This is a genomic window from Acinetobacter sp. 24-47-47 (genome assembly GCF_057737035.1).
In genome coordinates this window covers 2895793-2907808 of the sequence record NZ_CM173216.1, presented here as the reverse complement: position 1 = coordinate 2907808, position 12016 = coordinate 2895793, and the positions used below count along the sequence as shown (strand labels likewise).

At 39.3% G+C, this 12016-nt stretch carries 11 protein-coding genes; 8 read left to right on the top strand and 3 right to left on the bottom strand.

Going from position 1 to position 12016, the window contains the following annotated elements:
* Positions 1-4 precede the first annotated feature (4 nt).
* Positions 5-940: a hypothetical protein gene (locus tag AC1M9E_RS13665; protein ID WP_481607203.1), complete on the bottom strand. Its 936-nt coding sequence runs from the start codon at positions 938-940 to the stop codon at positions 5-7.
* Between the two features lie 64 nt (positions 941-1004).
* Positions 1005-1562 carry a hypothetical protein gene (locus tag AC1M9E_RS13660; RefSeq protein WP_481588798.1) on the bottom strand — a complete coding sequence of 186 codons (558 nt, stop codon included), beginning with the start codon at positions 1560-1562 and terminating at the stop codon, positions 1005-1007.
* Positions 1563-1780: 218 nt separating this feature from the next.
* On the opposite strand from AC1M9E_RS13660, the gene AC1M9E_RS13655 reads away from it, so the two are divergent.
* The 3 genes from AC1M9E_RS13655 (at position 1781) to gshB (ending at position 4575) form a co-directional block, all read left to right on the top strand.
* Positions 1781-2614, top strand: coding sequence for a 2OG-Fe dioxygenase family protein (locus AC1M9E_RS13655; protein ID WP_081403308.1), 834 nt, complete (start codon positions 1781-1783; stop codon positions 2612-2614).
* A complete protein-coding gene (locus AC1M9E_RS13650; protein WP_481607204.1) occupies positions 2611-3504 on the top strand; it encodes a LysO family transporter in 894 nt (297 codons plus the stop codon). The genes AC1M9E_RS13655 and AC1M9E_RS13650 overlap by 4 nt, the downstream gene beginning before the upstream one ends.
* Positions 3505-3636: 132 nt before the next feature.
* Positions 3637-4575 (top strand): glutathione synthase, encoded by a 939-nt coding sequence (gshB, locus tag AC1M9E_RS13645; protein ID WP_035270267.1) that lies wholly within the window; start codon positions 3637-3639, stop codon positions 4573-4575.
* Positions 4576-4594: 19 nt separating this feature from the next.
* Here gshB and AC1M9E_RS13640 read toward each other — a convergent pair whose 3' ends face one another.
* Positions 4595-5812 carry an MFS transporter gene (locus AC1M9E_RS13640; protein WP_481586876.1) on the bottom strand — a complete coding sequence of 406 codons (1218 nt, stop codon included), beginning with the start codon at positions 5810-5812 and terminating at the stop codon, positions 4595-4597.
* Positions 5813-6241: 429 nt separating this feature from the next.
* Between AC1M9E_RS13640 and murG the strand changes: the two genes are divergently transcribed.
* From murG to ftsA, 5 genes are all read left to right on the top strand, one after another.
* A complete protein-coding gene (gene murG, locus AC1M9E_RS13635; protein ID WP_488225215.1) occupies positions 6242-7303 on the top strand; it encodes an undecaprenyldiphospho-muramoylpentapeptide beta-N-acetylglucosaminyltransferase in 1062 nt (353 codons plus the stop codon).
* 15 nt (positions 7304-7318) lie between these two features.
* Positions 7319-8767 (top strand): UDP-N-acetylmuramate--L-alanine ligase, encoded by a 1449-nt coding sequence (gene murC, locus AC1M9E_RS13630; protein ID WP_481607206.1) that lies wholly within the window; start codon positions 7319-7321, stop codon positions 8765-8767.
* A 55-nt stretch (positions 8768-8822) separates the two neighbouring features.
* A complete protein-coding gene (locus AC1M9E_RS13625) occupies positions 8823-9752 on the top strand; it encodes a D-alanine--D-alanine ligase (RefSeq protein WP_035265835.1) in 930 nt (309 codons plus the stop codon).
* Between the two features lie 3 nt (positions 9753-9755).
* Entirely contained in the window at positions 9756-10610 is an 855-nt protein-coding gene (locus AC1M9E_RS13620) for a cell division protein FtsQ/DivIB (RefSeq protein WP_035265833.1), read from the top strand.
* A 61-nt stretch (positions 10611-10671) separates the two neighbouring features.
* Complete coding sequence (gene ftsA / locus AC1M9E_RS13615) at positions 10672-11934, top strand: cell division protein FtsA (RefSeq protein ID WP_035265831.1); 1263 nt, start codon at positions 10672-10674, stop codon at positions 11932-11934.
* Positions 11935-12016: the final 82 nt, after the last annotated feature.

Sequence of the window (12016 nt, the reverse complement as noted above, 5' to 3'; positions counted from 1 at the left end):
TTATTTATTGTTGAAGTTGGTTTAAAGAAAATCGCCATATATCATTTTTATATCCATAGCTTTCATCTTTCGAGCTTGGTGGATGCTGTAAGATAAAATTATGTAGTTGCTTTTTTTGATCATTATTCAGAACTTCAACAATAGATGGTTGGTCGACAATTTGATTATTTAAATTCGCAATAATGTCTTCAATCATCTTCGGATTTTTATGCGCAAGTTGTTCTAAAGTTGTGTTATTTCCCTGACCATTTAGCAGATATTGAGAAAGAAATTGTGCTTCGTTTGGTGAGATAGAATTTTGTTGAAGAAGTTCTTGTACAAGATTGTGCTGAGTTTGGATAGATGCGGTATGCGGTAGGCTAGAAATAAGAACTTGTTTAACCTTTGGATCTAAATTTGGATCCTGAAAACGTTGCTCTAAAGCGTGACTAATTTTCTGTCGAATCAAATCATTTTCAGGTAGGGATTTTTTGAGTTCATGTTCTCGATCAGTCAGCAACATCGCATTATTCAGTGCGCCTATCGCTAAGCTTTGAATTTTAGGATTTTGATGTGTGAGAAATGGCAAAATTTGTTCAGTTGCTTCTAAAGGATTGAGAGAAGTAAGTTGAGTCAGGATTTCTTCTATTGCATTTTCATCATGCTGGTTTTGTTCAAGTAGCTGAATTAAATCATGTATTTTTTCTTCTCGATTCGCAGCAGATTGATCCAGTTGAAGTAACTTTTTTGCCCATACGGGTAGGTTAGTGTTGAGTTTCATATCTGCAGTATTTTCAGACAAGCTAGTCGCGCGATCTTCATTGCTTTTTAGCGTTGAAGTATTATTATTTTGATTTGATATACTTTGAGTCGTATCTGCTGTCGGTTTCAAATACATCCATAAAATTACTGCACAGATCACGAAGATCAAAATAACCAAAAAAATATTTTTCTTATTCATAATATTAAGCTGTCGTTGCCTTCAACATCAGAGATGTGAAGGCAATATAATGGGAATGATTTATTTACACTCGTGTAATTGTGAGTAAGCTACTGTTGAAAGTTCCACGCGGTGTGCTTCCTCCTAGATTACCATTACCTGTCTGAGTGTAGAGCCATTTCGTAAAGCTGTCACATCGGAACGTTCCCTTTTGCCATGTATATTTGCTACAAGCACCGTTGGAGTTATATTGTGAACAGACTTGCACAGCTGGGTTCGGTGTTGCTGAATACAGCGTGTAAGCGACATGAGGTCGTTGCTGATTTGAAATCGCAGTGATTTGATTAGCAGCAGATGAGTAAGGAGATTTATATCCAAAACTTGTTTTGGCCTTTGCTCCCCAATATTTTGTAGTTTTAAATCCACTTAAGCTGACATATTCAATCACATCTACATATGCCGTTTTGTTCATGACTTGAACAATATTGTTTGAACTTACATATACACCTGTATGCCCTAATGCACCAACAATTGGAACGTTGAGGTCTCGACCGAGTACATCACCGACTCGTGTAGGATTGCCTGCTGCTAAAGTAACTGAACTGATAGTGAGTAAACATAGTGTAGAAATTATTTTAATCATGGACTTGTACCTATTGTTGGAATATTAAGTCCTGTTAGTTTTATTCAACGATGTTAACGTTTGATGTAATTCGTATTTGAAGTTGTAACAATAATTTTGTAATTTTTCTTAATAATTTAATTTGAAATAGTAATATTATTTTGTGAGTAAACCTTAATAAAAACGTAATAATTTTAGCGTAACTATGATATTTATTTAGTTATTCTTAAGGATTAATTGTGCTTGATCAATTAGACGCTAATACTGAATCGTATAGCAATTTGACTGCTATAAAACATCAAGAAATTGATTTGAAGAATACCTTCAAAGCAAAAGGGTATCTACATTATAAATCTATAGAGGTGGATCATTTTTCTAAACTATTACTAGCTAAAGAGTTTGAAAAACTTGAAAAAGATCCTTTTGCACCTACACATACTCAAAGGTTTAGAAGATACGGAAATGCCTTAATTTTACCTTGGGAAAAAGATCTTAAGCCTATTTGGTTGCCGACAGTGCGTGATAATATAGGGCAGGAGTTATCTGGATATGATCAGGGAGGGAACAATCCCGAGCATCAGTCGATTCGTTATTTTAACGCGTTGAGCCAAGAAGCTAAATCTACGCAATATCTTAATGATTTGATTGTAGATGATTATCAACTTACTTTTGGTTTGGAAAATGCCTATCTGCCAATTTACGTGGGTGTCCATTTTGTCAAACTGCGTTCAACTCATGCCGATCAGCTAGGAATTAGTTCGCCTAATTGTTTTCATCAGGATGGTGAGCCATTCACATTTGCTCATTTGTTTTATAGGAGCAATAACATTGAAGGAGGTGAAAACTTTATTGCATCACCTCAGGAAAGAAATAAGCGTTTAGATGAGGTAAATAATTATAATATTTATCAAAAATTTACGTTGAGACAAGCTTCTGAAAGTTTTGCTGTACACGATCCAGCAGTTTCACATTATGTATCACCTATTAGAAAAATAGATCAAGGCACAAATGCTGAGGCTGGTGAGCGCTGGATGATTTTGATTGATTTCTCTCTTACAAAGCAAAAAATATGATTCAAAATTTAATAATTTCGCTTTTACCTATTCTCATTTCTCTTATATTGGGTTGGGGCATAGGTAAAGCTGCAAACGTTCAAGTTCGCAATATATTGGTTGGTCAAATTACGTTTTTGGTGTGGTTGCTCCTCATCTCTATAGGCTTTCAATTTGGCAGTGTCTTGTTTGATAAAGATCTTGGTTCAAAAATATTAATTGAAGCTTTTATTTATTCTACAGTGTTAAGTGTGATTACCTTTGGACTTTTATTTAATCGTAGCCACTTTAAGGCTGAGCACCAAAAATCATTCAAGGATATGCTCAAACCTATTACCGAATGCTTGATTGCGATTGGAATGGTGTTGATCGGGATGGGGCTATATTGGCTATTACCCAAGACTTTATCAGGGGAAATATTAAGCGCGATACTATTGTATGTGTTGATTTTTTTAATCGGAGTGGATTTGTCTACGATTAAAATTCAAGCCCTCACTATGAATCATATTAAAGTGCCATTTTTTTCAATCATTGCACTATTTATTGCGGCTTATTTGACGAGTCATATCATGACTCAATCTTTTGTCGAACTCGTTGTGATGGGGAGTGGATTTGGTTGGTTCTCTCTTTCTGGTCCTTTAGTTGCTAAAGTTTTAGGACCTGAGCAGGGAACTTTTGCTTTGATCACAGATCTTGTACGAGAGTTTTATGCGATTGCATTGTTGTATTTATTAGGTCAGCGTTATCCAAAGCCAATCATTGGTGTATGTGGTGCCACGGCGATGGACTCGACTTTACCCTTTGTAAAAAACAATTGTTCACCATTAGATGTACAAATTGCAATTCTCAGTGGATTTTTCCTGACGCTCATTGCGCCGTTTTTTATTATTTTTTTTAGTAGTTTGATATGAATCCAAATTCTAGTGCTCAGCAGAAATAGGAAAGAGCTTCTCTGAATTTATACAATTGATCCTTTGATAGATCAGTAGATCGTTCACTAAACTTCGTTATAATCGCTTCATTGATAAAATAGAGAACAGATCATGCGCGTACTTGTGGTGATGGATCCCATCGAAAATGTAAACCTCAAAAAAGATTCGACCATGGCAATGCTTTGGGCTGCTGCACGTCGCGGTCATGAGTTAGGGTATGCACTTCAGGAAGATTTATATATCGATCAAGGCAAAGCTTTTGGTTTGATCTCACCACTTAAAGTGTTTGAGGATTATAATCATTACTATGAACTTGGTGAAAAACAGAAAGAATCTTTAGCCGCATACGATGTTGTACTCATGCGTAAAGATCCACCTTTTGATATGAACTTTGTTTATACAACTTATATTCTGGAACAAGCGGAACGTGAAGGTTCCTGGATTATCAATAAACCTCAAAGTTTGCGAGACTGTAACGAAAAGCTGTTCGCTACACAATTTCCAGAACTGCAGGTTCCGACTTTGGTAACTTCACAGCAAAGTTTAATCCGAGAGTTTATTGCTGAACATCAAGATGTGATTGTAAAACCGCTAGATGGGATGGGCGGTATGGGGATTTTCCGTTTAACTGCTGCAGGGGCAAATATCGGTTCAACTTTGGAAATGTTGACTCAAATGGGGCAGCAACCGATTATGGCGCAACGTTATATTCCTGAAATTGTGGATGGAGATAAGCGTATTCTGATGGTCAATGGTGAGCCAATTCCATATTGTTTAGCGCGTATCCCACAAAATGGTGAAACGCGAGGTAACCTTGCTGCTGGTGGGCGTGGTGAAGCACGTCCGTTGACTGAAAATGATAAGGTGATTGCTGCTAAAGTTGGACCATTCTTGCGTGAGAAGGGGCTGGTATTTGTTGGTCTTGATGTCATTGGAAACTATGTAACAGAAATTAATGTGACTAGTCCAACGTGTATACGTGAAATAGACGCACAATTTGGTACTTCTATCGCAGATACATTATTTGATGTTTTGGAAGCTGGACGTTAGCTGATCTGCAAAAAAGAGCCTAAATAGGCTCTTTTTTTTGCGTATATATTTTAAATAAATAATAGCTGGTCAATAGTCCTAGGGTGGAAAGACTTACGGTAACCCATGCGGCATTGGACCACTGGTGAGAAGACGAAACGAGAGCTGCTGTTGCTGGGGGAACAAGGAACTGCGCACATGCAGAAATTTGCAGCACTAAGCCCATACTGGATGCTGCTGCATTGACCTGTGGTGCGTATCTAAGCGTATTGGCAAAGACGGTCGTCGGAATAATGCCACCGATAAAAGAAAACAAAATAGCGCACAAATATTGCAACTCAAAAATCAACCAATAGGGTTGTGAAAATACAACCCAGCTACATAAAATTAGACTTAAAAAACTAAATTGAAGTAATTTAAAAGGAGATATGCCTTTTTGAAGTAATACGCCTGCGCCAAAGGTTCCACCTAAGTTAGATAATACAACCATTGACACCAAAATTCCTGCAAGCTTTAAATCCATATTGAATGAGACATAAAGACTGGGTAAAAAACCTGTGAGTGTGATCCATTGACTGGTATAGCAAGCAAAGATAACGGCTAGACAGAGAATGGGTGGATGGGTCACGGTGACTTTAACAATAGATAAAAAAGAGTTGGAGGTTGATGTGCTCAGTGCCTTTGTCGTTACAGTGGTTTGCTTATCGTCATAACGTAAAAAATGGTAAATCATCAAGGCAACCAGCCAACAAAAGGCACCAAATAATGCCCAAATGTGTTGCCAACTGAGCCATTCGAGTAATACAGGGATGGTCAAAATAGCAAGACTAACCCCAACTCCCATATAAGAACTCCATAACCCCATTTTAAAATTCATGGTTTCAGGCGTGCTTAGGCGTTTTAAAATTGCGGGAGCGCAAAGACTAATGGTGAGAAATCCAATGCCTTCCATAAATCGAAAAAAATAAAGGCTAATACTATGATCAATCCATAAGCCTGCAAAACTACTCATCCCCAATAGAATGAGTGCAAAAATAAGACATTTTTTGAGTCCTATTTTCTCAGATACAGCACCAATACACAGGGCAAATAGCATTCCAGCACCTTGAACCAGTGATAAGGATAGGCCTGCTTGGGTGAAACTTAGATTTAAATCTTTTTGAAGAATTGGAATAACAGCAGAAAGTTTACCGACATGAATTGCAGCAAGGTAGCCTGCCAAAATAATCCAAATGTCATAAGATGATATTTTTGACATTTGCGTTTAAAAATCCTTTTATTCGCGAGCTGAATCTCAATGAGATATAGCAATATCATAAATAGAACTATTGCCTCATACCATTTAGACATAAGTTTATATCCAATATGGTGGTAGCGCAGATACGAAGGAACAATAGAGCCAATACTGTGGTGGTTTTTAATGTGCACATTAATCATTATTTTGGTGCGTTATAAACTAGATCGAATGGTAAAATACATAAAAAAGGCACACCTCATAATAAATCTAGTTTAAACTCTGAAATCATATGAAAAAAACAATTAAAGGGTCCGTGAAAAAAAGTAAATAAACTTTCATGGATATACGATTGTGATTACAATTGATGCCTTATATAAAATTTTCTGTTAGCTCTTAGATTTGAAGAATTAGACCGTGACACAAGCTCAGCATAAACAACCTAAACATGTCATGATGATGGCTGCAGGTACAGGTGGACATGTATTTCCTGCCCTAGCAGTTGCTCAGGAATTACAACAGCAAGGTGTCGAAGTGTCATGGTTGGCAACGCCTTCAGGTATGGAAAACCGCTTGCTTAAAAATCACCAAATTCCAATTTATCAAATTGATATTCAGGGTGTGCGTGGCAATGGAATCGTCCGTAAGCTGCAAGCCCCTTTTAAAATTTTAAAAGCAACGCTTAGCGCAATGCGCTATATGAAACGATTAAACGTAGATGCAGTCGCTGGTTTTGGCGGTTATGTTGCAGGTCCTGGTGGTTTGGCTGCGCGTATTATTGGTATTCCTGTCATCATTCATGAGCAAAATGCAGTAGCGGGTTTCACCAATACCCAATTGGCTCGTGTTGCTAAAACGGTCTGTCAGGCATTCCCGAAAACATTTCCAGAAAATCATAAAATCGTGACTACAGGTAATCCCGTACGTAAGGAAATTTCTGCGATATTGAGCCCTGCTTGGCGATATCAAGAGCGAGAAAAAGCCAATCAGCCTATTCGAATTTTAATTGTAGGCGGCTCTTTGGGCGCACAAGCATTGAACGAGCGCGTACCCGAAGCACTGAAACAATTAGATGTTCCTTTAAGTGTTTATCATCAGTGTGGTCAAAATCATGCTGATAGCACGCGGGCACGTTATGCCGATGCTCCTGATCATTTACAGGTAGAAGTTCAACCGTTTATTGAAAATATGGCGGAAGCCTATGCCAATGCCGATCTTGTAATCTGTCGTGCTGGTGCACTGACGGTCACTGAGATTGCTACTGCGGGTGTTGCAGCCGTATTTGTACCTTTGCCAAGTGCAGTAGATGACCACCAAACCGCGAATGCCAAATTCCTAGCAGATATTAATGCTGCAAAAATTTGTCCACAAGCGACACTCACTCCTGATTCATTAAAAACAGTTTTATTGCCACTCATGAACCGTACATTGTTGACGGAAATGGCTGTTAAAGCACGTCAACAAGCTCAACCAGATGCAACTCAGCGTGTGGTTGGTTTAATTCAAGATTTGTAAGTTTTAGAGAAAATTATGTCTTCAACGAACCCAGCTGATAAAGCAAAAAACCTGATTAAAATTCCTGAAATGCGCCGTATCAAGCATATCCATTTTGTGGGTATTGGTGGTGCAGGAATGTGCGGGATTGCGGAAGTCTTAAAAAACCAAGGCTATAAAGTTTCAGGGTCGGATATTAAAGCCTCTAAAACCACTGCACAGCTTGAAGAAAATGGCATTAAAGTTCATATCGGACACGCTGCTGATAATATTAAGGGTGCGAATGTATTGGTTGTATCGACTGCGATTGACCAAGAAAATCCAGAAATTAAAGCAGCGATTGAAACACGTATCCCTGTAGTTCGTCGTGCGGAAATGTTGGGCGAGTTGATGCGTTACCGTCATGGTATTGCGGTTGCAGGTACACATGGTAAAACCACAACGACAAGTTTGGTGACCTGTATGCTTGCTGAAGAAAACATGGATCCGACATACGTGATTGGTGGTTTGCTTAATCGCTCTGGAGTAAATGCTGCTTTAGGTGCGAGTCGTTATATTGTAGCTGAAGCAGATGAATCTGATGCTTCATTCCTATATTTAGAACCAATGGCCGCTATTGTTACCAACATTGATGCTGATCATATGGATACTTATGGTGGTAGCTTCGATGTGTTGAAAGATACTTTTGTTCAATTCTTGCAGAAACTTCCGTTCTACGGTTTAGCCGTAGTGTGTGGCGATGATCAAAATATTCGTGAAATCATGCCACGTATTGGTCGACCTGTTTTAACTTATGGGTTTAACGAAGATAACGATATTCGTGCTATAGATGTGGTACAAGAAGGGATGCAATCACATTTTACAGTGCTTCGTAAAAACAAAGAGCCACTCAAGTTAACCATTAATATGCCTGGTTTGCATAACATCCTTAATGCGTTAGCTGCGATTGGTGTGGCAACTGATGAAGGTGTATCTGATGCTGCAATCGCTCGTGCTTTAGAAAGTTTTAGTGGTGTAGGGCGTCGTTTCCAAATTCAAGGTGAATTTGAGTTAGGTGATGGAACGGTCAAACTGGTTGATGATTATGGTCACCATCCAAAAGAAGTTGAAGCAACGATTAAAGCTGCGCGTGCAAGTCATCCTGATCGTAGACTTGTGATGATGTTCCAACCTCACCGTTTTAGCCGTACACGTGATTGTTTTGATGATTTCGTTGATGTCTTGTCACAAGTCGATCAATTACTGCTATTAGAAGTATATTCTGCAGGTGAAAAGCCGATTGTTGGTGCAGATAGTCGCTCATTGGCAAGAAGTATCCGATTGCGTGGTGATGTTGAACCAATCTTGATTGATCCAGTAGAAGGGAATTTGCCAAATGTGATACAAAAAGTGTTACAAGCAAATGACTTGTTATTGACTCAAGGTGCGGGTAACGTTGGAGCAATTTCAATTGAGCTTGCTCAGAACCAGCTCTATTTAAAATAATCGTCGTTTGATGATTTGGCTAAATTGAAAATTTTATAAGTTTAAGGAACTAAACGTGTCAAATGCTTCTAAATTCGGCAAAGTTGCTGTATTGCTTGGTGGTAAATCTGCAGAGCGTGAGGTGTCATTAGATAGTGGTAAGGCTGTACTTGAAGCATTGGTACGTTCAGGGGTGAATGCAGAGGGTTTTGACCCTCAAGAACGCAGTGTGACTGAACTGGTAAATTACGATCGTGCATTTATTGTGTTACATGGTCGTGGTGGAGAAGATGGTCAAATCCAAGGCGCATTAGAGTGGTTAAATATTCCATATACTGGAACTGGTGTGCAGGGGTCGGCTATCGGAATGGATAAAGTAAAGACCAAGCAAATTTGGCAAGGTTCTGAACTTCCTACAGCGCCATACCGCATTGTTTCTAAAGATACTGATGCACAAGCACTCGTTGCAGAGCTTGGATTACCACTGATTATCAAGCCCGTGCACGAAGGCTCGAGTGTGGGCATGAGTAAGGTTGAGAAAGCAGAGGATTTAGCTGAAGCAATTAAAAAAGCGACTCAACATGATGCCGTGGTCATGGCTGAGAAGTGGATTACAGGTCGTGAATTTACGATTTCATTTTTAAACGGTCAACCATTACCAGTCATCCGTTTACAACCTCCAGCTGATGTAGCCTTTTATGATTATGAAGCTAAATACCAACGTAATGATGTTGAATATGGTATCCCTTGTGGTTTGAGTGAAGCTGAAGAAAAAAGTTTACAAGCGCTTTGCTTACGAGCGTTTCAAGCTGTTGGGGCAAGTGGTTGGGGTAGAATTGATGCTATGCAGGACGAGCAAGGTCAATTTTGGCTGCTAGAAGTGAATACTGTTCCAGGCATGACCAGTCATTCATTGGTACCAAAAGCAGCTCAAGCAGTAGGTTATAGTTTTGAAGATTTGTGTTTGGCTATTTTAGAGCAAACCTTAGCGAAAGAATCACACTAAGTTATGGCTCAACTACCTCCATCGATGCGTCGCAAACGTGCGGCGATTACATCGATTCATGACAAACCACCGACTCGCAAAGAGAAAATGATTAATGCGGGTGGTTGGGTCATGCTTATTTTTGCATGTTGTGTACTTTTGGTCGGGATTTATGGCTTATATAGCGTCATGACCAGTGCAAAGGTAGCATCTTTGGATGTGGTTGGTCTGCAAGCCGAGCCTGAAATTAGTCAAGTAAAACAGCAGTTAATGCCTACCATTACAGGCAATTATTTTACTGCTGATCTTGAGCAAATTCGTGATAAGGCATTAGAGATTTCTTGGGTAGATCGAGTGGTCATCTCTAGAGCTTGGCCAGACGGTATTAAGGTTCGTGTTATTCCGAAACATCCGATTGCACGTTGGGGAACAGGACGTCTGTTAAGTGATCAGGGTGTGGTGTATACAGAGGCATATTCTAGAAATCACGCTAATTTACCACTTATGCATGGTCCGTCAGATCAGTCAAAAGTCATGATGAGACGTTATCATGAAATTAATCAACTGTTTAGTCCAGTTAATCTGCGTTTGAAAGAGCTATATTTAACAGATCGTCGGACATGGTTTATGCAGTTCGATTCGGGTTTACGTATTATTGTGGATCAGGATCAGACCATGAGCAAACTGCAACGATTGAGTCACTTATCTCAAGCAGATCTGAAAGTGGTTTGGCCAAGAGTTTCAGCGATTGACTTACGTTACCGAAATGGCTTGGCGATTCAATGGAAAAATGCGACACCACCAAAGATTATAAATGGTCAGTTTGTTGTAACCATTAATGACATTAACATTGCAGATTCAAGAGTTGCAAAGCCATAATACGTGGCTTTAAAAATAGGCATAAGCCAGATATAAACAATGAAGAAAATGGTAGTGAATCATGAATGAGGCTGTTCCCTCAGTTGTTGCGATAGACATTGGGACACATAAAGTTTCAGTTCTAATTGGTAAAGTGCATGCGCCGGATAATATCCAGGTCATCGGTATGGCGACTGCGCGAAATAAAGGCATGAACAAAGGAAAAATTGTTAGCCTTGAAAAAGTGATCTCTGCGATTAAGAATGCGGTACAAGAAGCAGAAGATATGGCGGAGTGTCGTGTGCATTCAGCATGGGTATCGATCCCGAGTACAGAACTGCAAAGTGCTTATGCGACAGGCCGGACACCGATTTCTAATCCAGAACGCACCATTACGACTTCAGAAGTGGTTAAAGCTTTAGAAATGGCAAAAGCCAGTCATTTAACTTCTGATCATTATCTTGCAAGTGCAGTCCCATTGGGTTTTGAGTTGGATGATTCACCTGAGTGGGTGCATAATCCAATTAACCTTTCAGCAAATAGCATGACGGCGCATTATCAACTCATGATGCTACCAATCAGCACCATGCAAAATTTAGATCGTGCAATGAAAGGCGCCAATATTTTTGTCGAAAAGATGGTGATTTCATGTTTAGCAACGGCTGAAGGTGCATTGCTGAAAGATGAAAAAGAGTATGGTGTATGCTTATTGGATATTGGGGCTGGTACAACCAATATTGCAGTTTATATTGAAGGTCATTTAGTGCTAGCACACACCATTCAACGTGGTGGTGAAAATGTAACGCGTGATATCGCCGCAGTATTGCAAACGACGACCGAAGAAGCTGAACGACTCAAATTGCTTTACGGTTGTGTTGATTTACAGCAAGTCAAACCTGAACATATGATCGAGTTTGAAGCGATCGATGGTCCTCAAGCGATCAGTCGGATTGAGCTATCAGAGATTATTATTGCACGTTACGAAGAAATTCTTTCTATGGTGCGTGATGAGTTACAACAACGTGGTGCGCTACAAAGTTTATATCACGGTGTAGTTTTAAGTGGTGATGCATGCCAGATTGAGGGTATGATCACATTATCACGTCGTATGTTGGGTGTTTCTGCTCATTTAGGCAACCCTCCGCTACAAGTATATGCGGATGATCAACATTTACCTGCATTAAGACGTTCAATGTATTCTACCGCAACAGGACTGCTGTTATTTAGTCAAAGCGATTTACAAGAATCAGTCGAGCAACCTGAAGAAGTGAATAAGCGTCCATTATTAGAGCGCATAGCGAATGGTTGGAATGCGTTTAATAACAAATTGAAAGGTATTTTTTAAGTTTAGTTTTTAAGGGAGTATTGTTTGCAACTTGTAAGAGCAACTTCATGTGCTTGACAAGAATGTGATTGCAACGCATCCT